General features: G+C 63.6%; 27 protein-coding genes. 12 read left to right on the forward strand and 15 right to left on the reverse strand.

Translation table 11 applies throughout. The annotated features are described in order from the left end of the window. Positions 1 to 167: 167 nt before the first annotated feature. From ACQZAB_RS02880 to galE, 6 genes are all read left to right on the forward strand, one after another. Positions 168 to 1,103, forward strand: a complete 936-nt coding sequence (locus tag ACQZAB_RS02880) for a type II secretion system protein (protein ID WP_428386913.1) — start codon at positions 168 to 170, stop codon at positions 1,101 to 1,103. A gap of 113 nt (positions 1,104 to 1,216) precedes the next feature. After that, positions 1,217 to 1,591, forward strand: coding sequence for a glycine cleavage system protein GcvH (gene gcvH, locus ACQZAB_RS02885; RefSeq protein ID WP_428386915.1), 375 nt, complete (start codon positions 1,217 to 1,219; stop codon positions 1,589 to 1,591). A 90-nt stretch (positions 1,592 to 1,681) separates the two neighbouring features. Beyond that, the gene (locus ACQZAB_RS02890; protein WP_428386917.1) at positions 1,682 to 2,299 is read left to right on the forward strand and encodes a hypothetical protein; all 618 of its coding nucleotides are present in this window, start codon (positions 1,682 to 1,684) and stop codon (positions 2,297 to 2,299) included. 57 nt (positions 2,300 to 2,356) lie between these two features. Then, positions 2,357 to 4,027 (forward strand): alanine/glycine:cation symporter family protein, encoded by a 1,671-nt coding sequence (locus tag ACQZAB_RS02895; protein WP_428386919.1) that lies wholly within the window; start codon positions 2,357 to 2,359, stop codon positions 4,025 to 4,027. Continuing rightward, entirely contained in the window at positions 4,011 to 5,087 is a 1,077-nt protein-coding gene (locus ACQZAB_RS02900) for a DUF368 domain-containing protein (protein WP_428386921.1), read from the forward strand. The genes ACQZAB_RS02895 and ACQZAB_RS02900 overlap by 17 nt, the downstream gene beginning before the upstream one ends. Further along, positions 5,084 to 6,073, forward strand: a complete 990-nt coding sequence (gene galE / locus ACQZAB_RS02905) for a UDP-glucose 4-epimerase GalE (RefSeq protein WP_428386922.1) — start codon at positions 5,084 to 5,086, stop codon at positions 6,071 to 6,073. The genes ACQZAB_RS02900 and galE overlap by 4 nt, the downstream gene beginning before the upstream one ends. 191 nt (positions 6,074 to 6,264) lie before the next feature. Here galE and ACQZAB_RS02910 read toward each other — a convergent pair whose 3' ends face one another. The 11 genes from ACQZAB_RS02910 to ACQZAB_RS02960 all read right to left on the reverse strand — a co-directional run bounded on the left by ACQZAB_RS02910 (position 6,265) and on the right by ACQZAB_RS02960 (position 16,802). Further along, positions 6,265 to 6,804 carry a hypothetical protein gene (locus ACQZAB_RS02910; RefSeq protein WP_428386924.1) on the reverse strand — a complete coding sequence of 180 codons (540 nt, stop codon included), beginning with the start codon at positions 6,802 to 6,804 and terminating at the stop codon, positions 6,265 to 6,267. Continuing rightward, positions 6,801 to 7,688 (reverse strand): rod shape-determining protein MreC, encoded by an 888-nt coding sequence (locus tag ACQZAB_RS02915; protein ID WP_428390127.1) that lies wholly within the window; start codon positions 7,686 to 7,688, stop codon positions 6,801 to 6,803. Before ACQZAB_RS02915 ends, ACQZAB_RS02910 begins: the two co-directional genes overlap by 4 nt. Before the next feature lie 71 nt (positions 7,689 to 7,759). Next, a complete protein-coding gene (locus tag ACQZAB_RS02920) occupies positions 7,760 to 8,830 on the reverse strand; it encodes a rod shape-determining protein (protein WP_428386926.1) in 1,071 nt (356 codons plus the stop codon). A 116-nt stretch (positions 8,831 to 8,946) separates the two neighbouring features. After that, complete coding sequence (locus tag ACQZAB_RS02925; protein WP_428386927.1) at positions 8,947 to 9,093, reverse strand: hypothetical protein; 147 nt, start codon at positions 9,091 to 9,093, stop codon at positions 8,947 to 8,949. 106 nt (positions 9,094 to 9,199) lie between these two features. Continuing rightward, the gene (locus ACQZAB_RS02930; protein WP_428386928.1) at positions 9,200 to 10,087 is read right to left on the reverse strand and encodes a hypothetical protein; all 888 of its coding nucleotides are present in this window, start codon (positions 10,085 to 10,087) and stop codon (positions 9,200 to 9,202) included. Positions 10,088 to 10,196: 109 nt separating this feature from the next. Continuing rightward, positions 10,197 to 11,228 carry a HEAT repeat domain-containing protein gene (locus ACQZAB_RS02935; protein ID WP_428386929.1) on the reverse strand — a complete coding sequence of 344 codons (1,032 nt, stop codon included), beginning with the start codon at positions 11,226 to 11,228 and terminating at the stop codon, positions 10,197 to 10,199. 62 nt (positions 11,229 to 11,290) lie between these two features. Further along, entirely contained in the window at positions 11,291 to 13,054 is a 1,764-nt protein-coding gene (gene lnt, locus ACQZAB_RS02940) for an apolipoprotein N-acyltransferase (protein WP_428386930.1), read from the reverse strand. A 193-nt stretch (positions 13,055 to 13,247) separates the two neighbouring features. Continuing rightward, entirely contained in the window at positions 13,248 to 14,207 is a 960-nt protein-coding gene (xerC, locus tag ACQZAB_RS02945) for a tyrosine recombinase XerC (protein ID WP_428386932.1), read from the reverse strand. Positions 14,208 to 14,271: 64 nt separating this feature from the next. Then, the gene (locus tag ACQZAB_RS02950) at positions 14,272 to 14,577 is read right to left on the reverse strand and encodes a hypothetical protein (protein WP_428386934.1); all 306 of its coding nucleotides are present in this window, start codon (positions 14,575 to 14,577) and stop codon (positions 14,272 to 14,274) included. A 44-nt stretch (positions 14,578 to 14,621) separates the two neighbouring features. Then, positions 14,622 to 15,404, reverse strand: a complete 783-nt coding sequence (locus ACQZAB_RS02955) for a hypothetical protein (protein ID WP_428386935.1) — start codon at positions 15,402 to 15,404, stop codon at positions 14,622 to 14,624. Between the two features lie 66 nt (positions 15,405 to 15,470). Then, positions 15,471 to 16,802 carry a TolB family protein gene (locus tag ACQZAB_RS02960; protein WP_428386937.1) on the reverse strand — a complete coding sequence of 444 codons (1,332 nt, stop codon included), beginning with the start codon at positions 16,800 to 16,802 and terminating at the stop codon, positions 15,471 to 15,473. Between the two features lie 304 nt (positions 16,803 to 17,106). On the opposite strand from ACQZAB_RS02960, the gene ACQZAB_RS02965 reads away from it, so the two are divergent. Continuing rightward, positions 17,107 to 18,687 (forward strand): glycosyltransferase, encoded by a 1,581-nt coding sequence (locus ACQZAB_RS02965; protein ID WP_428386938.1) that lies wholly within the window; start codon positions 17,107 to 17,109, stop codon positions 18,685 to 18,687. Between the two features lie 4 nt (positions 18,688 to 18,691). Here ACQZAB_RS02965 and ACQZAB_RS02970 read toward each other — a convergent pair whose 3' ends face one another. After that, entirely contained in the window at positions 18,692 to 19,180 is a 489-nt protein-coding gene (locus ACQZAB_RS02970) for a helix-turn-helix domain-containing protein (protein WP_428386940.1), read from the reverse strand. 54 nt (positions 19,181 to 19,234) lie between these two features. After that, entirely contained in the window at positions 19,235 to 20,011 is a 777-nt protein-coding gene (locus tag ACQZAB_RS02975) for a glycosyltransferase (RefSeq protein WP_428386941.1), read from the reverse strand. A 50-nt stretch (positions 20,012 to 20,061) separates the two neighbouring features. Between ACQZAB_RS02975 and ACQZAB_RS02980 the strand changes: the two genes are divergently transcribed. Then, positions 20,062 to 20,499, forward strand: coding sequence for a VOC family protein (locus ACQZAB_RS02980; protein ID WP_428386943.1), 438 nt, complete (start codon positions 20,062 to 20,064; stop codon positions 20,497 to 20,499). A gap of 5 nt (positions 20,500 to 20,504) precedes the next feature. Beyond that, entirely contained in the window at positions 20,505 to 21,260 is a 756-nt protein-coding gene (locus tag ACQZAB_RS02985) for a pyridoxine 5'-phosphate synthase (RefSeq protein WP_428386945.1), read from the forward strand. A gap of 15 nt (positions 21,261 to 21,275) precedes the next feature. On the opposite strand, the gene ACQZAB_RS02990 is transcribed toward ACQZAB_RS02985, so the two are convergent. Then, positions 21,276 to 21,677 carry a hypothetical protein gene (locus tag ACQZAB_RS02990; protein WP_428386947.1) on the reverse strand — a complete coding sequence of 134 codons (402 nt, stop codon included), beginning with the start codon at positions 21,675 to 21,677 and terminating at the stop codon, positions 21,276 to 21,278. Positions 21,678 to 21,689: 12 nt separating this feature from the next. On the opposite strand from ACQZAB_RS02990, the gene ACQZAB_RS02995 reads away from it, so the two are divergent. From ACQZAB_RS02995 to ACQZAB_RS03005, 3 genes are all read left to right on the forward strand, one after another. Then, entirely contained in the window at positions 21,690 to 22,469 is a 780-nt protein-coding gene (locus ACQZAB_RS02995; RefSeq protein ID WP_428386949.1) for a YdjY domain-containing protein, read from the forward strand. Between the two features lie 50 nt (positions 22,470 to 22,519). Further along, positions 22,520 to 22,789, forward strand: a complete 270-nt coding sequence (locus tag ACQZAB_RS03000) for a hypothetical protein (protein WP_428386951.1) — start codon at positions 22,520 to 22,522, stop codon at positions 22,787 to 22,789. 238 nt (positions 22,790 to 23,027) lie between these two features. After that, on the forward strand, positions 23,028 to 23,480 hold the full coding sequence (locus ACQZAB_RS03005) for a hypothetical protein (RefSeq protein ID WP_428386953.1): 453 nt from the start codon (positions 23,028 to 23,030) through the stop codon (positions 23,478 to 23,480). A gap of 23 nt (positions 23,481 to 23,503) precedes the next feature. Here the strand turns inward: ACQZAB_RS03005 and carB are convergent, their stop codons facing one another. Next, positions 23,504 to 26,977 (reverse strand): carbamoyl-phosphate synthase large subunit, encoded by a 3,474-nt coding sequence (gene carB, locus ACQZAB_RS03010; protein ID WP_428386955.1) that lies wholly within the window; start codon positions 26,975 to 26,977, stop codon positions 23,504 to 23,506. Between the last annotated feature and the right edge of the window lie 2 nt (positions 26,978 to 26,979).

Raw genomic sequence — 26,979 nt, forward strand, 5'->3', positions numbered from 1 at the left:
TCTTATGCTCCCCCCAACCCCAGAACCCCGATGACTTCTCAGCCGTAAAGAAGCTGGGAATCCGGCACAGCCCGGGTAAAATACACTTGCGTCTCCTGAAAATCGATCTATAATTTCTAAAAGACTGTCTTATGCATCATCCCTTCACCCCGCACGGAGAGCCCACGATGACCCCCCACGCCGCCCCCAAGCGTCGAGCCTTCACCCTCATCGAACTCCTCGTCGTCATCTCCATCATCGCCCTGCTCATCGGCATCCTCCTGCCAGCCCTGGGTGCAGCCAGAGCCACCGCGCGGGATATCAGTTGCCTGAGCAGTACACGGCAGCTGTCGATTGCAAGCTACTCCTATGCCACCGACAACTCTGAATACTTCGTCAGGTTCTGTGACATGGCCGTGCAGCCCGGGCGAGCTGGGAAGCCGACCACGCTGGGCAGCACCGATCTAGGCGGCTTCCTCACAGGCAATGCTAGCCACGCATGGACTTGGACCTTCGTCAATGGAGGCTACGCCAGTAAAGAGTTGTACGAGTGCCCAAGCTTTACGGAAGCCGAAGAATTCAGCACTGGCGCTGGCTCCTTCAACATTCGCGATGCTTCCGTAGAAAAGGACACAAACGGCAGCATTGAACAAGGCTGGCGTAACGTTGATTACGGTGTCAACATCGCTTGGCTAACTGCGCTTCGTCGCACACCAAATATCAACAATTTGGTCCCTGGTGGCGGCCGAGGCACGTCGGGTAAGGAGTACGAAATCTCGTCTCGCATCTCGGATGTTCAGGCAGCTGGCGAAACCATTTTTGCCGCGGACACTTATTTCGCTGGCCTCGCAGCCGCAGGCGATCCTACCTATGGCGTCTTTTTTGCAAGTGCCACAAACGCAAACTCTGAAACAGTCCATGCTCGCCATGGCAGCGGAGCGGTCAATGTTGCCTGGGCCGATGGCCACTCAAGCTCAGAACCCATCCCGGTCAACCAAACGCTGACCAACAACAGCGCCGTGACAGTTTATGACTGGATCGAAGTTTTCGGTGCTTACTCAAACAGCACCCCCGTGGGCAACCCGGACAACAAATGGGACCTTCTGTCAGGCGACGCCTACTAAACCAAACCAACCCCGATCGCCCCCCGACCCCGCCACCTGGCGGGGTTTTTTCTTGCCCGCATCCACCCCCCTCCTTAGCATGGCCCGCTCACCCAACCTCCGAGGAAACCTACATGCCCTCCCCCGACGACCGCCGCTACCTCGACACTCACGAATGGCACAAAGCCGAAGGCGACCTCGTCGTCATCGGCCTCTCCAAGTTCGCCGTCGACGAACTCGCCGATGTGACCTACCTCGAATTCACCAAAGAGTCCGGCCCCATCGCCGCCGGCGACACCTTCGGCGAGATCGAGTCCGTCAAAGCCACCTCCGACCTCTACGCCGGCATCCCGGGCGACATCGTCGAAACCAACCCCGAGGTCATCGACAACCCCGCCCTCATCAACGAAGACCCCTACAACGCCTGGATGATCAAACTCAAACCCAACAACCCCGACGACCTCCAAAACCTCCTCTCCGCCACCGATTACGACAAAAACGCCCAGTAACCCCCCCACGACCCCTGTCCGGGTGCCACACACTTTCCAGGTGCGTGCCTAGCAGGCCTCCCTCTCCACCTCTCCGGCTAAACTGCCCTCATGCGATTCCCCCTCTTCTGCATCCTTCTAACCCTCACCCTCCTCCTCCCCGGCTGCGGCTTCTTCCGCATCGGCGAAGCCGGCTCCCTCACCGCCACCAGCCACGACAACCCCGACGTCCGCCTTGACGCCGGCTTCGACCGCGCCATCTACGCCCTCAACGACAACCAGTCCATCACCGCCCTGCTCATCGCCGGCCCGACCGCCCAACCCGAACGGGTTGTCACCCTCCGTGTCTTCTGGACCCCCCGCGCCGGCCGCACCCCCGTCTCCCGCCAGGCCACCAACACCGCCATCGAGGTGATGGTCTTCGCCGACCGCCCGGCCCCCGGCCCCCGCGAGCTCGGCCTCTACGCCGGCGCGGGCTACGTCTACCTCCGCGACCAGCCCGGCGAGCGCCTCATCCAGGGCGAAGTCTGGGACGCCGACCTCCTCCTCCGCGACCAGTCCCTCGGCTTCCGCGACCGTCTCGGCCGCACCAACCTCACCGGACGCATCCAACTCCAACGCGACGACCAGGCCGTCCGCGAAACCCTCACCAAACTCCGCCACACCATCTCCCAAACCCTCGAATACCCCCGACTCGTCATCGCCGACCAAACCCCACCCGCCATCTGATAACCTACGCCCCGCCAAGGTTCTGCGTCATCTCTGCACTCGTAGAAGGGTTCCTCCATGCGCTTCGGCCACCTCGCCACCCTCCTCCTCGCACTGATCACCCTCCTCCCTGCCCAAGCCCTCGCCCAGGAAACCGAACCGACCCTCGCCCCCGCTCCGGAACCCCAGCCCGCCCCCATTGGCGAACGCCTCGACGAGACCATCGGCCACGTCAACGGCGCCATCGCCACCGTGCTCTTCTTCGACGTCAGCTTCGGCAGTTTCCAGAAGATCAACCCCGATTCCGGCGAGCCCGAAGGCCCGACCATGCCCTTCCTCGTCGTCTGGCTGGCCCTCGGTGCCCTTTTCTTCACCTTCTACCACCGCTTCATGACCCTCCGCGGCTTCGGGCACGCCATCGCTGTCCTCCGCGGCAAGTACACCTCCTCCGACGACCACGGCGACGTCTCCCCGTTCCGCGCCCTCACCTCCGCCTTGTCGGCCACCGTCGGCCTCGGCAACATCGCCGGCGTCGCCATCGCCATGAAGATGGGCGGGGCCGGGGCTCTCTTCTGGATGATGTTCCTCGGCTTCTTCGGCATGGCCTCCAAGTTCCACTCCTCCACCCTCTCCCAGCTCTACCGCGTCCGCCACGCCGACGGCACCTACTCCGGCGGGCCCATGTACTACGTCAGCCGGGGCATCAAGGAGAACTACCCCTCCCTCGCGCCCGTCGGGGCCATCCTCGGCGCTTTCTTCGCCCTTGCCTGCATGTTCGGGGCCATCGGCGGCGGCAACATGTTCCAGGCCAACCAGTCCGCCCAGGCCTTCTTCGACACCTTCGTCCAGCCCGCCGTCTACTCGGCCAACCCCGAAACCACCGACGAACAGATCGCCTACATCCGCACCTGGGTCAACGCCGGCTTCGGTGCCCTCATGGCCACCGTCGTCGCCGTCGTCGTCCTCGGCGGCATCACCCGCATCGGTGCCGCCACCTCCAAGCTCGTTCCGGCGATGGCCGTCATCTATATCGCCGCCTGCCTGGCCATCATCCTCGCCAACATCAGCGAGGTGCCCGGCCTTGTCGGACGCATCATCGCCGAAGCCTTCGTCTGGGAATCGGCCTTCGGCGGCCTCGTCGGCGTCCTCATCGTCGGCTTCCAGCGAGCCGCCTTCTCCTCCGAAGCCGGCCTCGGTTCCTCCGCCATCGCCCACGCCGCCGCCCGAACCGATGAGCCAGCCCGCGAAGGCTTCGTCGCCTCCCTCGAACCCTTCATCGACACCGTCGTCATCTGCTTCATGACCGGCCTGGTCGTGCTCATCACCGGCGCCTACCTCTCCGATGGCGATGGCGTCACCATTACCCTCACCGCCTTCCAGTCCGTCAACATGCTCGCCAGCTGGTTCCCCTACGTCCTCACCGTCTCCATCATCCTCTTCGCCTTCTCGACGATGATCTCCTGGTGCTACTACGGCGAACGCGCCTGGGGCTACCTCTTCGGCATGCGCTACGTCTTCATCTTCCGCCTCCTCTTTGTGGTCTTCGTCTGGATCGGTTCTGTCATCAGCCTCGGCAACGTCCTCGACACCGCCGACCTCTCCATCCTCTCCATGGCCCTCCCCAACATCCTTGGCGGTATCCTTCTCGCAGCCGTCGTCCGCAGAGAAGTCACCCACTACTGGGAACGACTCCAGAACGGACACTTCAAGACCAGCGAAGATGAGACCGCCGATGGAGCCGACATCTAAAGCCGATCCACCCTTCAACAGCCTCACCGCCGTCCGCTGCGCGCTCGGCGGCACATTGATGGGCCTGGCCAACCTCGTGCCCGGCATCTCCGGCGGAACCATGCTTCTCGCCGCAGGCGTCTACCCGCGCTTCATCAACGCCATCGGCCGACTCTCCACCCTCAAACTCAAACGTGACCCCCTACTCACGGTCGCCGCCGTCGCCCTTGCCGCCATCCTCGCCATCGCCCTGCTCGCCGGACCCGTCAAAGACCTCGTGGTCCACCATCGCTGGATCATGTACAGCCTCTTCATCGGCCTCACCCTCGGCGGGGTGCCCGTCATCTGGAGACTCATCGGCAAAGCCAGCCCCGCCGTCTACATCGCCGCCGTGATCGGCTTCGTCGCCATGGCCGCCCTCGCCATGGCCCAGGCCAACAACCCGACTGCCGCCCAGAACGACGGCCCGCTCTTCATGCTCCTCGCAGGCGTCGCCGGTGCCTCGGCCATGATCCTCCCCGGCATCTCAGGCGGGTACCTCTTCCTCGTCCTCGGCGTCTACGTCCCCATCCTCGCCGCCATCTCCGCCTTCGTCGACGCCCTCAAGACCTTCGATACGGGCACCCTCCTCAGCATCGGCTTCGCCACCCTCCTTCCCGTCGCCATCGGCGTCCTCCTGGGTATCGCCGCCGTCTCCAACCTGCTCCGCTACCTCTTGAACCACTACGAGAAAGCCACGCTCGGCGTCCTCCTCGGCCTGCTGCTCGGAGCCGTCGTCGGCCTCTACCCCTTCGTCGAACCCGTCCCGCCCAAGCCAGGCGACAGGCTCAAGAACCAGACCGTCATCCTCGACCCCACCGCCGATGCCACCAACCAACTCATCTTCGAGCAGACCGGCCGCCCCGTTGAACCCGACGACTTCCCCACCGCCACCTTCACCCCAACACCCATCCAGATCTTCAGCAGCCTCGGCCTGATCCTTCTCGGACTCGCAGCCACCACCGCCATCGACCGCTTCGGCCGCGAAAAACCGATACCACCACAAAGCCGTTCAACCCCCAACCCAGAGACGCAGTCATGAACATCCTCGTCACAGGCGGAGCCGGCTACATCGGCTCGCACGCCGTGAAAAGACTCCACGCCGACGGCCACGACGTCGTCGCCCTCGACAACCTCTACCGCGGCCACCAGCCCGCCGTCCCCGATAACGTGACCCTCGCCGAGCTCGACCTCCGCGACACCGACGGCATCGAAACCCTCCTCAAAGACCGACAGATCGACTGCGTCATGAACTTCGCAGCCCTCGCCTACGTCGGCGAATCGGTCACCGAGCCCCTCGAGTACTACGCCAACAACACCGCAGGTGTCCTCAGCCTGATGACCGCGATGGACCGAGCAGGCGTCCGCAGGATGGTCCATAGCTCCACCTGCGCCACCTATGGCGAGCCCGAAACCGTCCCCATCACCGAAGACACACCCCAGTCACCCATCAACCCGTACGGCTGGTCCAAGCTCTTCGTCGAACGCATGCTCATCGACTACGCCAACGCCAACCCAGACTTCGCCTTCGCCGCCCTCCGCTACTTCAACGTCGCCGGCTCGGCCCGCGACGGCTCCATCGGCGAGGATCACACCCCCGAAACCCACCTCATCCCCGTCATGCTCCTCACCGCCCTCGGCCAACGCGAGAAGATGACCATCTTCGGCACCGACTACGACACCCCCGATGGCACCTGCATCCGCGACTACATCCACGTCGAGGACCTCATCGATGCCCACGCCACCGTGATGGACGCACTCGATCCCGGCGACCAGCGCTTCTACAACCTCGGCATCGGCAACGGCCTCTCCGTCAAGCAGCTCATCGACGCCGCCAAGAAAGTCACCGGCATCGACTTCAAGGTCGACACTGGCGACCGACGCCCGGGTGACCCCCCCATGCTCTACGCCGACGCCTCCAAGATCGAACGCGAACTCGGCTGGAAAGCCGCCATCACCGACGTCCACGACATGATCGAATCCGCCTGGAACTGGTTCAAAGACCACACCCACGGCTACCCGAAGTAAATCCTTCCCGCTGACCCAGGTAACCATGGGTGGCTGTGGTCCCGCCGTGGCGGGGCCACAGCCACCACGCATCTCTCCCAATCCAGATGGGCTAAGGCGCTTTCAACTCGAGTGCCACGGTTTCTTCCCGACGAACGTCGGGAAAAGCCGTGCTCGACCGCTAAGAAACTCCCTACGAAAAGTACCTCCCCCTACCCACGCCCCTCCCCAAACCGCATCCACCGCTCCAACGCCAGCAACCCCAGCCCCACCGGCACCGCGAACACCGCCGTATACAAGACTGACAGGAACCCACCAAACAACGCATCCGCCGCGCCCCACCCCACCAGCGCCTCACCGAGCGGCCACGGCAGCGTCCGCACCGCCACCAGCGACGTCGAAAACACCTCCGCAAACAGCCCGCAGATCACCGTCAGAATCACCACCGTCAACAGCGAATGCCGGAACACGACGTTCCGCAGCTGATGCACCACAAACGCCCCCACCAGCAACCCCAGCGCATACGGCCCCACCAGCACCACGCCTCCCGCATACGGATGCAGCAGGTCCAGACACAACCCCACCGACAACGCCGCCCAACCCGTCCGCCGCCAGTCCGCCATGAGCGCCACATACGCCACCAGCACCAGCACCGGCTCGGGACGCACCCCGCCCAACTCCAGCGCCGATCCCAACGCGAAGGTCAGCGCCAGCAGCACGTAAACCAGCAAGCTGAAAACCGGCCAGTTCATGAACCACCCCCGCTGCCAGTCTCCGCAGCACGCTCGGTCAACACCACCACCCGACGCAGCCGATCGACCGCGTACCCCGGTTCCACGATCACCCGCTTCAGCAGCAAGGGCTTGCTCGTCCGATCATCGATCGTCACCACCCGGCCCACCACCCGACCCCGCGCCAGCAGCGGCCACCGGTCATCCACCAGATGCGCCACGTCCTCGACCTGTACCGGCGCGTCCAGACTCAACTCCGCCACAAACGCCCCGAGGCCCTCGTCGTAATCAAACCACTCCACTGATTCCCGCTCCGGCCGCAGATCCGTTGCCGGCACCAGCCGCACCTGAACCCGCACCCCATCCCGGGCCACCAGGTCCACGTCACTCGTCAGCGGGGCCACCCCCGACAGGCTCCCCACCAGGTGCTCACCCACCACCACCACATCCCCGGCCCGCAGCCCGCTCCGCTCACCTGCACCGATCGCCAGCCCCGCATCATCCTCGTACACCGACAGCACCCGCGCCAGCACCTGCGTGGCCCCCGGCCGCGTCAGCATCGACGTCGAGACCGCCAGCTCATCCACCAGCGTCCGCAGCCGCGCATTCTCATCCTCGAGCGCCCGCAGGTAATCCAGCGCCGGCCCCTCCGCCAACGGCGCGCGCACACCGCCCAAACCGTCCCCGCCTTCCTCCCCTGCCAACAACCCGCTGCGTCCCACCAGCTGACTCACCGGAGCCAGCGACGACACCAACAGACCCCTCGGCCACGACGCCAACGCCGTCACCATCTCGCCCGGCACCAGAATCAAGACGGCGCAGGCAAACACCACCACGGCCTGCAGACTCGGAAGCAGAGAACCCGATCGTGCGATGCTCAGGCTCCATCGGGCCCGGCCCCGCACCAAGGCCCACACAGGTCAATCGGAAAAAGCTCAAAGGCCGGCACACACCACGCGCCCCGGCCACGGACAGCCTAGTAGTCGTCCGAGTCGCTCTCCATCGTCCCCTTCCACTCCTCGAGATGCTCGAGGTAGATCGCCGTACCCCGTGCGACACACGTCAACGGGTCCTCAGCCGTCCGACACTCCAGCCCCGTCGCGTTCGACACCACGATGTCGATGCCACGCAGCAGCGCCCCACCACCCGCCAGCACGATCCCATTGTCCACCAGATCCGCAGCAAGTTCCGGCTCGGCCCGCTCAAGCGTCCGCGTCACCGTCTCGATGATCGCCGACAAGGGCTCCTGCAGCGCTTCCCGAATCTCCTCCGAGGTGATGACCGTCTTCCTCGGCAACCCCGAAATCATATCCCGACCCCGAACCTCCATCGTCCGCTCGTCCCCCTCGGGCGCCGCCGAACCGATCTCGATCTTGATCCGCTCCGCCGTCTGCTCACCAATCATCAGGTTGTAAGCCTTCTTCATATGATTGATGATCGCCTCATCCATGTCGTCGCCCGCCACCCGCACCGACTCGCACTGCGCGATGTCCGCCAGCGACATGATCGCCACCTCGGTCGTCCCTCCGCCGATGTCCACGATCATCGAAGCCGTCGCCTCCACAATCGGCAGGCTCGCCCCGATCCCCGCCGCCATCGGCTCTTCGACCAGGTAGACCTTCCGAGCCCCCGCCTTCTCCGCCGAATCCAGCACCGCCCGCCGCTCGACCGCCGTGATCCCCGAAGGCACCGCGATCACCACCCGGGGACGCACCAGCGGGTGCCGCCCATTCACCTTCCGGATGAAATAGCTCAGCATCGCCTCGGTGATCTCAAAATCGCTGATCACCCCGTCCTTGAGCGGCCGGATCGCCGTGATCGAGCCGGGCGTCTTGCCCAGCATCTCCTTCGCCACCCAGCCCACCGCCAGCTCGCTGCCGTTACGCAGCACCTGCGTCGTGTTCTTCTTCACCGCCACCACCGACGGCTCGTTCAGCACGATCCCCTCGCCACGCACACAGACCAACGTGTTGCACGTGCCCAGGTCGATCCCCATATCGACGCTGAACCAGCTCAGAAAATGATCGTAGAGGCCGTCGAAGATCAAACCATTTCGCCTTCACACTGGAACAGGTCGCCACAGGCAGCCCGCATCATAACCACGGCGCAGAACATCCGCCCGCTAAGCAGGTTATCGGTCCACCCCGTCAGACAACTTGGGAATCAGCCGCCCACGATGAACACAGGCAGGAAACCACCCGTCAACTGAGCACTCCGGTACCAGACCACACCCACCCCAGCCAGCAGCATCAAGACCGCCACCAGCAGCAGCACCGAGTAAACGCCGTCGCCATCATCCTGCTGGGCCATCGTGCAAAACTCCTCAAAACCACCGGGCCATTACAACCCAGCCTTCATCACATGACGAAACAAACCTCGCCGAAATCGGGGAGCCAGGCGGGGTACCGGGGGGAGGTTACTGGGCCAGCCCGGCCAGGGCGCTGTCGCCCACCTCGATCACACCGGTCGCCAGATCGATGCTCCCCGCAGCGCTGTCGGTATCCACCGTCGTGATCCGCAGCTTGCCGAGGAAGCGACCATCCCGGTGCACCCGGAACAACATGTTCTTCTCAACGCCGTCCACCTCGCCCACGTTGACCTGCACCAGCGTCACCTGATCGACCTGCTGAATGCCCGTTACCGAACCCCGAATCAGCGTGTCCGGCTCGATATCAAGCGTCATGGCTTCCGCCGTCGACTCGCCCAGCACCACCGCACGCATCTCCTCAGGCAGACGCCCGATCGATGCCACCAGCTGCGTGTTGTCACGCTCGGCCTGAGCCAGACCCTCCTGCAGACGCCGAACCGTCCGCTCCAGGCTGTCCCGCAGACTCGCCAGCTCGGACACCTCGTCCTGCAGCTCAACCCGCTTGGCCTCCGCATCCACACGACGCTGCTCGGTGGTCGCGATCCGATTGGTCAGCTCCGTAATCAACTCGGCATTCTGACGAGCCGTCGCCGAGAGACTGGAGAAGTCCGCTTCCCGCTGCTGCAGCCGCGACTGGGCATCGATCAGCTCGGCACGGGCCTGGGCCAGCTCCGAGCGGGCATCCGCCACCTCGCCGGTCAACTGCTCGATGCTCGCCTGCAACGCAGCCGCCTTGGCACCCTCATCGGCCAACGCCGCGTTGATCTCGGCCTGAGCACTCCGAGCCTTGGCCTCAGCCACCTCCCGAGCACTCCGGGCTTCTTCGAGATCGCCCTGCACATCCTCCATCGTTGCCACAAAAGGCACCGTCAGAGCCACCAGCAGGATAGAAAGCAAGGCCACGAGGACCACAAACAACTTAGTGAGGAAGCTCAAGGCAGACCCTCTCGATACGAATCGTCCCGCTCACATAAGCGGCGAAAAATATCCAGAAACGGGTTATCGCAGAGCCCCCAACCCCTGTCAACAGCAGAGGCCCCACCCCCTACCGCTGCGCCACCGCCTCCACCGAGGCCTCCGTCGGCAGCCGACGCAGCACGCCCGCCGCCGCAGACAACCGAACCAACGCCGATTCGTCCGAAAGAGCCTCCGAAAGACCCACCAGACTCACCATATCGTCGCTGTCACCAAGGGCATACGCAGCCTGGGCCCGGACCGTCGGGATCGCCGAATCCAGCGCCCGAAGCACGATCGGCAGCCCGTCAGGCACATCCATCTGCAGCAGTGACCGCGCCGCCGCCAGCTGAAGCTCCACGGGCGGCTGCTCCAGCATCGCGATCAGCAACTTGATCATCCGCCGGTCCTCCAGCGGGCCCAGCATCCCCACCGCAAACACCCGGATCTCATCGCTCTGCGAGTACGCCGCCGCCCGAATCGGCCCTAACGCCTCATCGTCCCCCAGCTTCACCAGCGCCTCCGCGAACTGCAGCTTCACGATCTCCCGCTGAACCACCACCACCCGACGGTCATAGGGCACACTCGCCGCCTCACGCAGCATCTCGGCCGCCGTCGGATCGTCCATCATCCCCAGAATCAACGCAGCATTGCCCCGCACGCCAGGCTCAGGCGACCGCACCAGCCGAGCCAGCGGGCTCCGATCGATCTCCACCCCGTTCTCCGAAGCCGCAAAAATCGCCGCCATCCGCACCGATGGATCGGGATCGATCGCCAGGTCCGAAGCCGCCAACGCGTGCTCCTCCAGTTTCAGCTGCCCCACCGTCACCAGCGCCGCAAATCGAACCGGCACCACCTCGTCCAGCAAAAGCGGCCCGACCAGCTCCGACGACAACCCCGGCACCGCATGCGACGCCTCGATCGCGTTCATCCGCAGCGCCGGATTCTCCGACGCCGACGCCGCCCGAACCGCCGCGATCGCCCGCTCCCGAAGCTCGGCCACCTCCTCAGGCGCCAGCCGATTCACCCCTCCAAATAGCTGCCCGAACACCACACCAGGCAGCGCCGCCAACACGAGCACACCTAACAACACCACGCGACGACTCAGCTTGTTCATCTTCATCCAATCATTCTAAACCACCCAGCATGAATCTCGAAGCCCTACGCCAACCACCCCCACCCGATTCAACTTTCTGACGACGCTCCCCGCCGACCGCCGCTCCCCAGCCAACCCACCACCACCGCCAGCAGAACCAGCGGCGTCTCACCCCAAACCTCATAAAGCCCATGCCAGGTGGACACATGCGGCGGATTCAACCGCGGCCCAAGCGACATCGACGCATGCCCCTGAACCCCCTTACTCTCGCCATCCACCTCCACGATCGAGACGACCTCACCCAATGACGAGATGAATCCGCTCACCCCCGTGTTCGCCGCCTTGGCCATCGGCACCCGGTTCTCCACACACCGAAACGCCGCCACCTGCAGGTGCTGAAACCCCTGCGACGCCGAGCCAAACCACCCATCATTCGTCACATTCACCAGCAGCGCCGGCCGATCCAAAGCCTCCCTCGCCACCCGAACCATCTCCCGAACCACACGCCCCACTGTGTCCTCAAAACAAATTGGCGTCACCACCGACCACCCCGCCACCTCAAACACCACCGGCGCATCCCCCGCCTCGATCGTGTAGCTCGTCTCATAAGGCGTCAAATACTTCAGCACCAGCCCCTTCAGCCACGGCCAGCCATCCACCAAAGGCAGATACTCCCCAAACGGCACCCGATGCATCTTGTCATACCGCTCCGCCGCACGGCTCCCATCCGACCGGTAGTGAAACACCGAGTTCGCGCCCTCCCCAGGCAGCCAACGCGCAACCCCATCCAGATCCACGGTTTCCCAAGTCCCATATGAGGGGGCCCCGACCAGCAGATCGACGCCATAGCTCACAGCCAGATCCCGGATCTGCCCCTCGATAGCCGTGATCGCCGCCCACCCCTCCTGCTCCGCCATCGCCAGCGTCCCCGCATCAATCGGCATCGGCACCGCCGACTCCGGCCAGATCACCACCAGCCGCCCCGACTCATCCCGCTGCCCCTCCACCGCCAAACGCGTCTCATCCAGCAACGCATGCCAGTAACCGATCCGATCCTCCAGCGACGGACTCTGACGATTGCTCTGCGGCTCATTCGTCTGAATAACCACCACGCCCGTCGTTGACGCAAGCCCGTACCGCGCGTGATCCGTCCATAGCCAGCCGTGCCCCACCACCAACGCCACCACCACACCCACCGACACCACCCGCGCCACAAACCGCTTCCGCAGCCGCTCCTGAACCACCTCCGGATCCGGCGCCGTGAACGACCGCCGGATCACATCAGCCGCGAAACCATTCAACAACGCCACAAACGCCGTGACGGTCAACTCGCCAAACAGATCGGCCGTCTGAATCAGCACCGCCGAATGCTCCGGCAGCCACGGCCCCTGACTGTGACCGAGGAAGAACCAGGACAACCCGCCAAATGGCAGCCGCGACCGCAAAAACTCCACCAGCACCCACGCGATCGGTACCGCCCAAGTCAATGCGAGCCGACCCCCACCCCCCACCGACAACCGCCGAATGAGCAAAAACCCTACCGCCGGAAACACACTTAGCACAAGCCCCATCGCGATCGTCCCCCCCACCGTGACCGGCATCACCCAGTTGAGCATCACCACCCACCACACCCAGAACACCACCACCGACACCCACAGCACCCGCCAAAACGACGCCGACCGACTCACCACCAGCGCCCCAGGCACCAACGCCACATACGCCAGCCACCACCAGCCAAGCACCGGGTAGATCACGCCCAGCAGCACCGCCGACAACCCCAAACCCCAAAAATGTTCCAACAACGACGCCGGCCCCTCACCCTTCACCGGCGCTGCAACCTCTTTCTTGGCCATGCCCGAGCATACGCCACCCCGCCCCAGCACGCGCCCCACCCTTCAAAGAAACGACTGAAACCCATCACGAGCCCACAACGGAAGCCGTCGAGCACAGGCCGCCAGCAACAACCACAAAAAAGCCCGCGAACCTCCCCGGTTCGCGGGCAACAAGCCGATCGACGTCCGTGTCGATGGAATAAACCTGGTTCACTCACACCGCCCGGGGATGAGCCTCGTCATACGCCGTCCGCATCCGCTGACTCGACAGGTGCGTGTACACCTGCGTCGTCGACAGCGACTGATGCCCCAACAACTCCTGCACGCTCCGCAGGTCCGCCCCGTTGTCCAGCAGGTGCGTCGCAAAGCTGTGCCGCAGCGTGTGCGGGCTGATCGACGGGTCCAGCCCGATCTCCAGCAGGTACTTGTCCAGCTTCCGCCGAACCGAACGGCTCGACAGCCGACCACCGTTCTTGTTCACAAACAGTGGCGTCGTCGGCTCGCTCAGCGAGTCCTGACGCAGCTTCGCAAACCGGGGGTCCGGCTCCAGCAGCATCAGATAGTGACGGATGGCCGCCATCGCATGCGAGCCCAGCGGCACGATCCGCTCCTTCTTGCCCTTGCCCCGAACCAGCAGTGTCTGACTGTCCAGATCCAGATCATTCCGATTCAGGTCCACCAGCTCCGACACACGAACGCCGGTCGAGTAAAGCGTCTCTAGGATCGCACGATCCCGGGCGCCCAACGTCTCCCGATTGTCAGGCGCTGCCAGCAGCTTCTCGATCTGCTCCACCGTGATCGCACGCGGCAGCCGCTTGGTCTGCTTAGGCGTCCGGATCAGCAGCATCGGATTCGATTCCACCAGCTCCACCTTCAGCATCCACTTGTAGAAACTACGCAGCGTCGCGATCTTCCGCGCCATCGTCGCCGAGCTGTAACCAAACGTGTCCAGCTTCGCGAGGAAATCGCGGATCAACACCGGGTCCGCCGTACGCAGCTTTCCTTCCAGGTAACCCTCGCTCTGACCCGACGCTTCATCCGGAGCCGAGTCCGTCAGATGCTCGAGAAACTGACGAAGGTCCGCGCCGTAACACCGAGCCGTGTAAGGGCTGAAGTGCCGCTCGTGACGAAGGTAATTCGCGAAGCGTTCAAGCAGGGGGTGCAGAGCGGGCATCGTTGTTCATCCTTCTAAAAAAGGTTTCTAACGCCTTGAGAAACAGGCGTGCACAGCAACAAATTCAGGAGCCGGAAAGCCCCTGCATCCTCTGACGCAGACGAAGCCCCATGTGATGGGACAACACCGCCGCGTCAAACCAATCAAGATTGTTTCCCGGATCATCCACCACGACGGCCAGCTGATTCAGCAACGCCGACTCCTCCCCGGGCTCGCAGCGAAACACGTGACGCTGGCCACGCTTCACAAATACCAACTCGCGATCGTTGTCCCACACCGGACCGGCACCCTCGCCAGGTACACCCACCGCCGGCGCAGAAGCCTCGGCCGAGGAGGCGGGGTTCGGGTTGTCGGAGGGGGTCACGTTCATGTCGCTCCGGTCCGTGCGTCGGACCGAAACGGCCAGCGACGCGTCTAAGGGCGACCAGCTCCAAGTGCCGGCCATGCCTGTCTGCCAGATCCAGCCGCGGCGTCCGTCACGCCAAGGCGTTGTGCCTCAGCAGCCAGGAGCCGCCTTGCCATCTCATGGCATGCAAACTCGATGTACAGGTTCATGTTCCGCTGGTGGTGAAGCCACGCATCCGGGTCCGCATCCGCAGGCCCGCGGTCAACCGCATAAGCCTTCAACGCATCCCGAACACGAGGATCCGACGCATCGAGCACCGCACTCAGCGACACCGTCGCACCGTCATCCGCCGCCGGACCCGTCGACACGCTCCCCGCCGCCGTGCCCGTACCGGCACGCGTCAGATCACGAAGGTCAACCGGACCCACCGTCACCACCGGCTCCTCGTAAGACTCCAGCGCCAAACCGATCGTTGGCGGGTCGTAAGGATCGTAAGACGTGATCGTTCCCACAATCACCTGATCCGCACCCAGCCAACGCATCAACGCACGGGCCTCACCCGCCGACGTGATCCGCGACGTCTCTAACGCCACCAGACCCGCCAGCACACGATTCACCGGCAATGCCACCAGACCTTCGGCCCCATCCAGATGCTTGGTCAACGCATCAGCCACACGCTCGCCGTTCGCCACACCCGTGCCCGATTCATTCAGAAACGGAACCACCGCGACAATCCGCGGCTCGGCGTAAGGAGAGACCAGCACAGGCGACCGCTGCGGACCGAACAGCGAACAGCCACTCAGCACCAGCACCAGAGACACCAGGGTCAACTGAACCTGTTTACTTGTCATGGCATCCTGCCCGCTAGGCGGCGCGTCTCCGACGGCCGCGAACCAACTCGCTCAAACCAGCGCCAACTAAGGCGTGCCGGGTCCACCCGAGCCACCCTGGCTCGCGTCACCCAACTGGGTCTCCGGCACCGGAGCCAGACGAAGCGCCTGATCCGGACGAACACCCCAAATGTTCTGTGTGCCCAAGCCCGCACGGTCCGACACGAAATACACCAGACCATCACTGCCCCACGCCGGCAGCAGATTCTCATACTGCCCACCCGTCAGCTGCGTCCGACCACTGCCGTCCGCACGCATCAGCCAGATGTCCTTCGGACCCGTCTCGTCCACTTCGAGACCGCCCGGCTCGACGACCGTGCAGAACACGATGTGCTCACCATCCGGGCTCCAGTCGGGCGTGATCGCCGCGGCATTGCTGCTCGCCGCCAACTCCGTCGGCTGCGTCGCCTGATCACCCTCCACCGAAATCACCCAGATCCCGAACCGACGATCACCACGCTGACGGGCACGCTGATAAACGATCCGGTTATCCACAGGCGACCAGCTCGGGAACAAGCCAGGCCCCAGGAAAATCTTGTTCGCCGGGTTCTCAACATCAATCAGTACCAGCTCCCAGTCACCCGTCCGCTGGTTCAGACTCGAAAACACCACCCGACGGCCATCAGGCGAGAAACTCGGATGAATGTCCACCGCCGCGTCATCCGTCAGACGCATCGCCGTCTGACCCTTAATCTCCTTGATGTACAGATCCCAAGAGCCCGAACGATCCGACGTGAACACCACCTTCGTCCCGTCAGGACTGATGTCAGGCATCTCATCGTTCGCCGGATCCGTCGTCAGCTGCGTCACCGCGCTCGAACCCGACTCCATGTAGTACAGGTCCGGGTTCTGACTGTGACGCGTCGACGCAAACACCATCGCTTGGCCCGCCACATCGATGGCCGGGTCAAAATCCCCGCCCTCCGACGTGAACGTCACACGAACCAGATTCCCCGTTCCCGCCACCCCCGAACCCTGACCCGCCCCGCTGCTGCCAAGCTCACCAAAGAGCCGGGAAGCACGAACCGCAGGAGCCGTCTGGCCCCGATCACTGATCAATTCAAAGCCCGCCCCACCCTCCGACTCACCCGCCGAAGGCACCACCACCGGCCGCGAAACCGGCCGAATCGTCTGCTGCCGAGGGTTCTCCTCGAAGATCGCAGCCCGATCACCCCGCCGCGCCGGCGAACGCTCCTCCGCCAGCATGTTCCGGTGAGCCTGGCTGAACTCGTCGTAGTCGTTCTGAGCCCGATCGGGAACACCAAACGTCAGCGCACCGTTGTAATGCTGCGTGCATCCACCCATCGCCAGCATCGCGACGCATCCGGTGAGCACGGTCCAGCGGTTCAGTCGAGTCATGGTGCAACCTCATTCAACGGCATTCAGAGCCGGCCACTACGGCCTCGCCGTTGCACCGTTATCGGGAGGCCTCCGGCCAGACACTCGACGACGGCAACAAAAGGCTTTATCGGACGCCTTACGGAAAACGCTTGACACGCCCCAAACCATCAATCACCTACCTGCCACATGGAATCCAGTTCAGCCTTATGCCATGATGCCCCACCCAAACAGACAAGGCCCAACCCATCCACGCATGGGCACACCATGTCGCTGACAAACACACCACCACCGCAATATCTGGACCCAACCCCTGCGAGACCCCATGCCCCTCACCGCCCAGGCCGCCTCCGCCGCCGACGCCCCATCCACCCTCGTCGCCACCTCACTCATGACGATCTACCTCCTCGTCATCGCCGTGATCTGCTTCTACGGCCTGCACCGCTACTGGATGGTCATCCTCTTCGCCCGCCACCGAACCAAAAACAACCGCCCCGCCGGACGACTCCAAACCCTCCCACCCGTCACCATCCAGATCCCCCTCTTTAACGAAGGCGCCGTCGCCAAACGCATCATCGACGCCGCCTGCCAACTCAAACACCCCGCCGACCTCCTCCAGATCCAGGTCCTCGACGACTCCAACGACGGCTCCGAAGACCTCGTCGCCCAGATCGTCCAGCACCACCACGCCCAAGGCATCAACATCTCCCACATCCGACGACCGCAGCGCGTCGGCTTCAAAGCCGGAGCCCTCGAGTACGGCATGAAGACCGCCACCGGCGAACTCATCGCCATCTTCGACGCCGACTTCGTCCCCCATCCCTCCTTCCTCCAACGAACCATCCACTACTTCGCCGATCCCCAGATCGGCCTCGTCCAGACCCGCTGGGCCCACCTCAACCGCCAAGCCTCCCTCCTCACCCGCAGCCAGGCCGTCTTTATAGATGGCCACTTCGTCATCGAGCACACCGCCCGCAACCGTGGCGGGGCCTGGATCAACTTCAACGGCACCGCCGGCATCTGGCGCAGAGCCGCCATTGAGGAGGCCGGCGGCTGGGAGCACGACACCCTCACCGAAGACGTCGACCTCTCCTACCGAGCCCAATCCAAAGGCTGGAAGTTCCAGTACCTACCCGCCATCACCTGCCCAGCCGAACTCCCCCCCAACATCACCGCCTTCAAGAGCCAGCAGTTCCGCTGGACCAAGGGCTCCATCCAGGTCGCCATCAAACTCCTCCCCAGAATCTTCCGCTCCGACCTCCCCCTCCTCATCAAATCCGAGGCCTTCTTCCACCTCACCAGCCCCGTCGTCTACCTCTTCATCACCCTCTTCGCCCTGCTCATCTACCCCACCCTGCTCATCAACGTCAATCCCTTCGGCGACACCCCCCTCTCCGGAGCCCTCCTCGGCCTCTCCATGTTCGGCATGGGCACCGCCTCCGCCGGCCTCTTCTACCTCGCCTCCCAATGGGCCCAGCGGCGCTCCGTCATCCAGACCGCCCTCATGGTCCCCGTCCTCATGGCCGTCGGCGTCGGCATCTCCCTCTACAACGCCCTCGGCGTCCTCGAAGCCCTTGCCGGCAAAGATTCTCCCTTCGTCCGCACCAAAAAATACGGCGACAACCCCGACCAATCCCTCAACCTCGGCCTCGCCCTCCGCAACCTCCGCCCCGCCGACCTCCCGAGCTTCATCCCCGTGATGAGCCTCATCGAACTAGCGATGGCCCTCTACATGCTTGCCTGCATCACCAAACTCCTCACCCTCGAGAACGCCTGGATGGGCCTGCCCTTCCTCATCCTCTTCGCCGCCGGCTACTTCTACGTCGCCATCTCCGGCTTCCTCGTCACGGGCAAAGCCATCCTCGAACAAGCCGCCACCCGCCAGACCGAACCGGTCCCAGCCTGAACGATCACCCCCCAGGCCGCGACCTCGCCCGCTGGTCCGCAAGCTCCGTCAACACCCGCTGAGCAATCGTGCAGCTCCCCACCACCGCCTGCAGCCGCGCCACAACCGCCACCACTTCCTCATTAGGCGGCAACTCCGTCCCCGACGTGCTCAGCCTCGCCAGCGTGTCCGCCGCATCACGAACACTCGCGATCGCCGCATCCACCGCATCCTTTACATCCACCCGCCCATCCTGGTTGTAATCCAATTCCTGATCCACCCGCAGAAACTGCCACTGCGTCCCGCCAGCGAACACCGACAGCAACGCCTCCTGCGCATCCTTGCTCGGCAGATGCCGAAGCAGCAACCGGATCGAATCAAAATCCGGCCGACTCTGCCCGCCCAGCCAGCGATAGACCGTCGAAGGCGACACCCCCGCCAACTCACCAATCTCCGACACCGAGGTCCGCTGCCGGTCAATCAGATTCTGCAAGGTCTCTGCAAGCAACGACATCGCAAACCTCCTGCAAGAATCTCCAGCTTAGCCGATCCCAGCCCCCCACGACCATCACGACCGCTTCCGAATATGAAACCGTGGCACCAACTCTACGTCCAACGCATACCGATCCTCCAGACCCCGCCGCCGCAGAGCCTTCCGCACCGCCGTCGCCGACCCCTCGATCTGACCCAGCCGCATCCCCTGCGAAATACTGTCACCATGCACCCGATACGCATAGTGGTCCTCCGCCAGATGCACCACCTCCGCCACCTCCGACAACCGCAGGCACAGGTCGTAGTCCTCCGCGTAGTTAAAACTCGTATCGATCCCGCCCGCCGACTCGAAAGCCTCCCGCCGAATCAGCCGGAAATGAAACGTCATGAAATCCCGCAGAAGCCGATTCGCCGAATACGGAATCCCGCACCGCCGGCCCTTGCCCAGCACCGCCCCGGCCTCGTTGATCTCCACGTGATCCGTATAGACCATCCCCACCTCCGACCGCCCATCCAGCACCGCTGCCGTCCGCGCCAGCGCCTCAGGAAGCAACCGATCATCCGAGTCCACCCACCCCAGATAAGCACCCCTCGCCTCCGCCAACGCCCGCTCCAGCACGAAATACATCCCCCGATTCTCCCACCGCTCGTACCGCACCCGCTCATCCCGCTCCGCATACCCCCTCGCGATCTCGCTCGACCCATCCGTCGACCCGTCGTCCCAGACAATCAGCTCCCAATCCTCAAACGTCTGGGCCAGAATCGAATCCAGCGCCTCCGCCACATAGTCACGCCGGTTGTACACCGCCATCACCAGCGAAACCTTCGGCCGATCTCCAGCATCCTCTGACATACCGCCCAGTGTACGATCACCCTCCAACCCACGGAGCCATAGAGAATCCCATGCCCGAACACACCAACCCCACCATCAGCAACTGCGGCTTCCACCACGTCGCCATCTTCGCCCGCGACTTCGACAAGGCCGTCGATTTCTACACCGGCCTCCTCGGCATGAGCCTTCGCATCACCTGGCAGGACGCCCCCAACCGCGCCGCCATGCTCGACACCGGCGACGGCAACTACATCGAACTCTTCGAGAAAACCGACAAGCCCCAACCCGCCGAACCCACCAAGGACGCCTGGTTCCACATCGCCCTCCGCTGCGCCAACCTCGACGACGTCATCCAGAAAGTCCGCAACGCCGGATTCCCCATCACCATGGAACCACGCTCCCTCAACATCGAAGCCACCAACACCGACGAATCCGTACCCATCCGAATCGCCTTCTTCACCGGACCCGAAGGCGAGTCCATCGAACTCTTCCAGAACGAAACCCTCTGACCACCATGAGCCAGACCACCAGCCTCAGCGTCAACCTCAACCGCGTCGCCCTCCTCCGCAACCAACGCGACCGCAACGTCCCCGACCTCGCCGAGTTTGCCCGCATCGCCCTCGATGCCGGAGCCCATGGCGTCACCGTCCACCCAAGACCCGATCAACGGCACACCCGTCCCGTCGACGTCCACCTCCTCAAAGCCGTCTGCTCCGAAGATGCCTACCAGGGCAAGGAACTCAACGTCGAGGGCAACCCCTTCGAGGGCGACTTCCTCCAGCTCGTCCTCCAGGCCCGACCCCACCAGGCCACCCTTGTCCCCGACGAACCCGGCCAGAAAACCTCCGACCACGGCTGGGACCTCCGCAAGCAAGGCGAAAAACTCATCCCCATCGTCAAACAACTCAAGGAAGAAGGCATCCGCGTCAGCCTCTTCCTCGACCCGGTCGCCGCGCAGATCGAAGCCGCACCCGCCGTCGGCGCCGACCGCATCGAGCTCTACACCGAACCCTACGCCGATGGCTTCCTCAAAGGCGGATCCGAAAAAGAACGCATGCTCGCCAGCTACGCCGCCGCCGCCCACATCGCCGACGCCCTCGGCCTAGGCGTCAACGCCGGCCACGACCTCGACCTCAACAACCTCCCCGACCTCGCCAAACACGTCCGACCCCTCGCCGAAGTCTCCATCGGCCACGCGCTCACCGCCGACGCCCTCAAACACGGCATGACCCAAACCGTCAAACACTACCTCGCCGCCCTCAACCCCTGACCCACCAACAGCAAACTACCTCCCACCCCGAACCTCACCATCCCGCTCACGCCAAACGCCCTCCGCATCCGCCAACAGCTCCCTCATTCCCTCCGGCAAACCCTCCTCACCCCAGACCGCCACCAGCCGCTCACGATGCCTCGCAATCAACACCCCCGCCCGATCCACCCCCAGCGCCCGCTCATCCGCCGCCAGCCGATCCAACTGCCCCAGCGCAAACCACACCGCCTGCAACCCAATCACCTCCGGCACCGACGCCCGCCAACGCCCGCCCTCCGAATCATCAGGCAGCCCCACCGCCGCCTGCGCATAAGCCACCCACTCACCCAGCAAGACCGACCACGTCAGCCCATCCACCGGCAACGGCTCCGCCGATCCCTCCGGCACTGACTCCGATGATCCCGCCTGATCCGTCATACCATCCTCAACATGCACGCTTCAAAAACGCTCAGTCTCACCTGCATCCTCCTCACCGGAGCATACGCCAACCTCCACGCCGACTTCACCCCCCTCACCGATCACATCCGCATCGACCGTGAAGCCGCCATCGTCGAGTTCGACGCCGAAGTCGTCTTCGAGCAACGCCAGGTCACCAACGACGAAGGCGAGGTCCTCTACACCTTCGGCGAATGGCTCGAACTCCTCGCCTGCACCCACAACACCCGCGAGCACGAATCCCTCCTCGCCACCCACGTCAAACCCTCCGACCTCCACGCAGCCCTCCTCCTGCTCAACCTCGAACCCGGCCAGCCCGCCACCCTCACCCAGACCGATGCCGGCGAATGGACCACCACCCCGCCCTCCGGACCCGACCTCACCATCACCCTCCTGACCCCACCCGACCCCGACAACCCCGACGCCCAACCCACCCGAACCCCCGCCGGCCGCTGGATCATCCACGAACCCACCAGCCAGACCCTCGAACACACCCGCTGGCTCTTCACCGGCTCCCGAACCATCGAACACAACGGCGAAACCCTCTACCTCGCCAACCTCTCGGGCAGCCTCATCTCCCTCGTCAATTTCCGGGACGACCTCATCGTCCGCCCCACCGCCACCACCTCCGCCGACGACCAGCAGGCCTACCAGCCCAATCTCCCGCTGATCCCACCCCCAGGCACCCCCGTCAGGGTCCGGATAACCCCGGCCCAGCCAGCCCCGGCCGCCGGCCAGCCCCCAGCCTTGTCAGAACCGCCCCCAACCCGGTAGACTGCTCGCAAGAGGCGGTCGGCCTCGGCTTTACCATGTAAGGATCGATCATGCGTGCAATCCTCCTGGCCCTCGTCATCGCCACCACCGGACTCACCGTCGGCTGTGGCGGCCCCAAAACCCTCGAAGCCCCCGTCACCTCCGCCGACATCCGCCGGAACATCTCCCCCACCCTCGACTCCACCGCCACCACCGACGAGCAGGACTTCAACAACATCGTCCGCACCATGGATATGGACATCCGCATGCTCCGCGACGACTTCCTCCGAGCCTTCATGCTCACCAACCCCAGCGGGCTCACCGGCACCCCGGTCTATTAAACAGAACCGAATCTACATTGGTTCCAATAAAGGTCGACCTGGCAATAACACACACCCGACGCTCCGCGTCGGGTTTTTTTATGCGTACACGTTCGGCTGTAGGCCATGACCGCCAACAGATTAATCTGCCTCAACGTTTTTCCTGTTATTTGGCAGTGCACACTGCCTGTTGGAGCGCCTGTGTCGATAAAAAGACTAACTGAGATCCTTCCTCGTTAGTGAAAGAGGTTTGCACCCCATGGCAGCAGACAGCCGCTCCCAGAAGATCATCAACGCCCTGGAGAAGCTCGAGGCCAATCAGGGCGATCACGTCTTTTCCCGCCGCAGCTTCCAGAGAGTCGTTCTACGTGGCGACGCCCACCTCCTCCCCAATTGTCGGGTCCACACCAACCCCAATCCCATGGAGATCAAGTACCGGGATATCAGCCGCGGTGGGCTCGGATTCATCACAACCCACAAGCTCGAATCAGGCTCAGACTGGCGCGTCATCCTCTTCCACAACGGCTACGCCGTCTGTAAACAGGGCCTCATCATCCGCCACCAGCAGGAAGTACAGGATGGCCTCTATCTCACAGGCGGCCAGTTCGTCATCCATTCAGGGTTGTTATCGATCCTCGGCGTCGACCCCACAGGACTCGACTTCGGAGATGCCGAATACATAGAATCCCAAGGTGACTTCCAGCCCGAATAACCCGCATCTATCTCTACAACAAGTCAGGACGACTCCAACACCTTCTGAGCCCCGGCTCCCACCGCAAACCCGCCACCTTCAGGGAAGTAGTCCTGCAGCGCCGCCACCCCCCACTTCCCTTCCTTCATCGCGCCAATCGCCTGCACCGCCGACGCCCCCGCCGTCACCGTCGTGATCATCGGCACCCCGAAACGAACCGCCGTCGAACGCAGCTTCCCCTCATCCGTCTTCAAACCCTTGCGCGTCGGCGTATTGATAATCAGCGACAACTCCCCATTCTTAATCAGGTCCAGCGCATTCGGCCGCCCCTCCGAAATCTTATTCAGCACCTTCACCCCGATCCCCGCCTCCGCCAGATAACGCCCCGTCCCACTCGTCGAATAAACCTCGAACCCTAAGTCCACCAGCGCCCGCGCAATCGGGGCCGCCGCCGGACGATCACCCGCACGCACCGACAAAAACACCTTCCCTTCCGTCGGCAAAAACGTCCCCGCCCCCATCTGCCCCTTCGCAAATGCCAGCGGGAAGCTCCCGTCAATCCCCATCACCTCACCCGTCGAACGCATCTCCGGACCAAGAATCACATCCACACCCGGGAACTTCGCAAACGGGAAAACTGACTCCTTCACCGCCGTATGCGCCGGCTCCGGAATCTCCCTAACCCCGAGCTCATCCAGGCTCTTGCCCATCATCACCTTCGCCGCAATCCGCGCCCACGGAGCACCCGTCGCCTTCGACACAAAAGGCACCGTCCGCGACGCCCGCGGGTTTACCTCAAGGATGAACAACTCGTAATCATCCGAAGCCTCCACCGGCCGGCGAATCGCCCACTGAACATTCATCAGCCCACGCACCCGCAGCGCCTTCGCCAGCGCCCGCGACTTCGCCTTCAGCGCCTCCACCACCCGCTCAGGCAGCGAGTGAGGCGGAATCGCACAAGCCGAATCCCCCGAATGCACCCCCGCCTCCTCAATATGCTCCATCACCCCGCATACCACCGCTCGACCCGCATCGCTTTCACCCTCCGGCTCAAAATCCGCCACCACATCCACATCACACTCGATCGCATCCGCCAGGAAACGATCGATCAGAATCGGCTGACCCTCCACATCCGACGCCCCCATCGCGATCTGCATGTAGTAACGCAGCTGCTCGTCATCAAACACCGTCTCCATCGCTCGACCACCCAGCACAAAACTCGGCCGCACCAGCACCGGATACCCGATCCGATTGGCGATCTCCACCGCCTCCTTCGCATCAAACGCAATCCCGTTGTCCGGCTGCTTGATGTCCAACTCCCGGCACAACGCAGCAAAACGCTTCCGATCCTCCGCCAGATCAATCGAGTCCACCGACGTCCCGATGATCGGAACCCCCGACGCCCGCAAACCATTCGCCAGGTTCAGAGGCGTCTGCCCCCCAAACTGAACAATCACCCCCTTCACAAAATCACCCGCCGCCTCATCCCCACAGCGTCCCCCATTGATCCGCTCGATCACATTCAACACGTCCTCTAGCGTCAACGGCTCGAAGAACAACAAATCCGACGTGTCATAGTCCGTCGACACCGTCTCCGGGTTCGAATTCACCATCACCGCCTCAAACCCAAGCTCCCGCGCCGCGAACGCCGCCTGCACGCAGCAGTAATCAAACTCGATCCCCTGACCGATCCGGTTCGGCCCGCCACCCAGAATCACCACCTTCGGACGCTCAGTCACCCGAGCCTCATCCTCCGCCTCCGCCTCGCCATCCACATGCTTGATCGGCCGCTCATACGTCGAGTAGTAATAAGGCGTCACCGCCTCGAACTCCGCCGCACACGTATCCACCAGCTTGTAAACCGGCTTCACCCCGAGCACCTCCCGAACCCGACGCACCGCCGTGATGTTGCTCGTCGTGATCGCCCCGAAAAACAGGTTCGCCAGCTGCGCATCCGAATACCCCAGCCGCTTCGCCTCGAACATCACATCCTTCGATACATCCTCCAGCGCTTCATAACCCGCCAACACATCCTCAAACCGGACCAACTGCTCCAGCTGATCCAGGAACCACGGATCGATCTTCGACAGCTCGTGCACCTTCTCGATCCCCCAACCCAGCTTGAGCGCATACCGCACGTAATACAGCCGCCCCTGCGAAGGCACCGACAGCTTCCGCCGCAGCTTGCTCTCGCTGATCGGCCAGATCACATCCGACCCGTCCGCCGTTTCCTCGCTCCCACGACTCCCCGCCAGCCACTTGTCGTTCGCGTCCAGCCCGAAGCCGAATCGCTTCACCTCCATCGACCGGATGCCCTTCTGCAGGCTCTCCTTGAACGTCCGCCCGATCGACATCGCCTCGCCCACCGACTTCATCTGCGTCGTCAGCGTCTCATCCGACTCCGGGAACTTCTCGAACGTCCAGCGCGGAATCTTCGTCACCACGTAATCGATCGACGGCTCGAAACACGCCACCGTCTGACCCGTGATGTCGTTCGGCAACTCCCAAAGCGTGTAACCCACCGCCAGCTTCGCCGCCAGCTTCGCGATCGGGAACCCCGTCGCCTTCGACGCCAGCGCCGACGACCGCGACACCCGCGGGTTCATCTCGATCACCACCATCTCGCCATCCGCCGGGTTGATCCCGAACTGAATGTTCGACCCGCCCGTCTCCACGCCCACCGCCCGGATGATCGCCTGCGCCGCATCGCGCATCCGCTGATATTCCTTGTCCGACAGCGTCTGCGCCGGCGCCACCGTGATCGAATCCCCCGTGTGCACCCCCATCGGATCAAAGTTCTCGATCGAACACACGATCACCACGTTGTCATCCCGATCCCGCATCACCTCCAGCTCGTACTCTTTCCAGCCCAGCACGCTCTGGTCGATCAGGATCTGCGAGTTCATCGACGCATCCAACCCCCGCCGCGCGATGTCCTCAAACTCCTCCAGGTTGTAAGCAATCCCGCCACCCGACCCGCCAAGCGTGAACGCCGGCCGGATGATCGCCGGCAGCCCCGTCTCCTCCAGCACCGCCCGCGCCTCCGCCATCGTGTGCGCGATCCCCGCCTTCGGCATCTTCAGGCCGATCCCCTCCACAATCTCCTTGAACAGCTGCCGATCCTCCGCCCGGTAGATCACCTCCCGGTCAGCGCCGATCATCTCCACCCCCAGCCGCTTGAGCTCCCCCGAGTCGTGCAACTCGCACGCCACATTCAGCGCCGTCTGACCCCCAAGCGTCGGCAGCAACGCATCCACAGGTGTCCCCAGCGACGCCTCCTTCTCAATGATCCGAACCACCGCCTCCGCCGTGATCGGCTCGATGTACGTCCGATCCGAAAACTCCGGGTCCGTCATGATCGTCGCCGGATTCGAGTTCACCAGCACGATCCGGTACCCCTCCTCCCGAAGCGACTTGCACGCCTGCGTCCCCGAGTAATCAAACTCACACCCCTGACCGATCACAATCGGCCCCGAACCAATCAGCAGGGTGGTCTTCAAGTCTGTCCGCTTCGGCATGG

Origin of the sequence: Mucisphaera sp. (assembly GCF_965279675.1) — a bacterium.
Classification (GTDB): domain Bacteria; phylum Planctomycetota; class Phycisphaerae; order Phycisphaerales; family Phycisphaeraceae; genus Mucisphaera.

Coding starts and splice junctions, on each gene's coding strand:
- ACQZAB_RS02925 (WP_428386927.1), bottom strand. CDS start 9,093: ATGGCCCAGCAGGATGATGGCGACGGCGTTTACTCGGTGCTGCTGCTG.
- carB (WP_428386955.1), bottom strand. CDS start 26,977: ATGCCGAAGCGGACAGACTTGAAGACCACCCTGCTGATTGGTTCGGGG.
- ACQZAB_RS02890 (WP_428386917.1), top strand. CDS start 1,682: ATGCGATTCCCCCTCTTCTGCATCCTTCTAACCCTCACCCTCCTCCTC.
- ACQZAB_RS02880 (WP_428386913.1), top strand. CDS start 168: ATGACCCCCCACGCCGCCCCCAAGCGTCGAGCCTTCACCCTCATCGAA.
- ACQZAB_RS02950 (WP_428386934.1), bottom strand. CDS start 14,577: ATGAACGTGACCCCCTCCGACAACCCGAACCCCGCCTCCTCGGCCGAG.
- ACQZAB_RS02955 (WP_428386935.1), bottom strand. CDS start 15,404: ATGACAAGTAAACAGGTTCAGTTGACCCTGGTGTCTCTGGTGCTGGTG.
- ACQZAB_RS02900 (WP_428386921.1), top strand. CDS start 4,011: ATGGAGCCGACATCTAAAGCCGATCCACCCTTCAACAGCCTCACCGCC.
- ACQZAB_RS02965 (WP_428386938.1), top strand. CDS start 17,107: ATGCCCCTCACCGCCCAGGCCGCCTCCGCCGCCGACGCCCCATCCACC.
- ACQZAB_RS02910 (WP_428386924.1), bottom strand. CDS start 6,804: ATGAACTGGCCGGTTTTCAGCTTGCTGGTTTACGTGCTGCTGGCGCTG.
- gcvH (WP_428386915.1), top strand. CDS start 1,217: ATGCCCTCCCCCGACGACCGCCGCTACCTCGACACTCACGAATGGCAC.
- ACQZAB_RS02980 (WP_428386943.1), top strand. CDS start 20,062: ATGCCCGAACACACCAACCCCACCATCAGCAACTGCGGCTTCCACCAC.
- ACQZAB_RS02970 (WP_428386940.1), bottom strand. CDS start 19,180: ATGTCGTTGCTTGCAGAGACCTTGCAGAATCTGATTGACCGGCAGCGG.
- ACQZAB_RS02985 (WP_428386945.1), top strand. CDS start 20,505: ATGAGCCAGACCACCAGCCTCAGCGTCAACCTCAACCGCGTCGCCCTC.
- ACQZAB_RS02990 (WP_428386947.1), bottom strand. CDS start 21,677: ATGACGGATCAGGCGGGATCATCGGAGTCAGTGCCGGAGGGATCGGCG.
- ACQZAB_RS02975 (WP_428386941.1), bottom strand. CDS start 20,011: ATGTCAGAGGATGCTGGAGATCGGCCGAAGGTTTCGCTGGTGATGGCG.
- xerC (WP_428386932.1), bottom strand. CDS start 14,207: ATGCCCGCTCTGCACCCCCTGCTTGAACGCTTCGCGAATTACCTTCGT.
- ACQZAB_RS03005 (WP_428386953.1), top strand. CDS start 23,028: ATGGCAGCAGACAGCCGCTCCCAGAAGATCATCAACGCCCTGGAGAAG.
- ACQZAB_RS02995 (WP_428386949.1), top strand. CDS start 21,690: ATGCACGCTTCAAAAACGCTCAGTCTCACCTGCATCCTCCTCACCGGA.
- ACQZAB_RS02895 (WP_428386919.1), top strand. CDS start 2,357: ATGCGCTTCGGCCACCTCGCCACCCTCCTCCTCGCACTGATCACCCTC.
- ACQZAB_RS02960 (WP_428386937.1), bottom strand. CDS start 16,802: ATGACTCGACTGAACCGCTGGACCGTGCTCACCGGATGCGTCGCGATG.
- lnt (WP_428386930.1), bottom strand. CDS start 13,054: ATGGCCAAGAAAGAGGTTGCAGCGCCGGTGAAGGGTGAGGGGCCGGCG.
- ACQZAB_RS03000 (WP_428386951.1), top strand. CDS start 22,520: ATGCGTGCAATCCTCCTGGCCCTCGTCATCGCCACCACCGGACTCACC.
- ACQZAB_RS02935 (WP_428386929.1), bottom strand. CDS start 11,228: ATGAAGATGAACAAGCTGAGTCGTCGCGTGGTGTTGTTAGGTGTGCTC.
- galE (WP_428386922.1), top strand. CDS start 5,084: ATGAACATCCTCGTCACAGGCGGAGCCGGCTACATCGGCTCGCACGCC.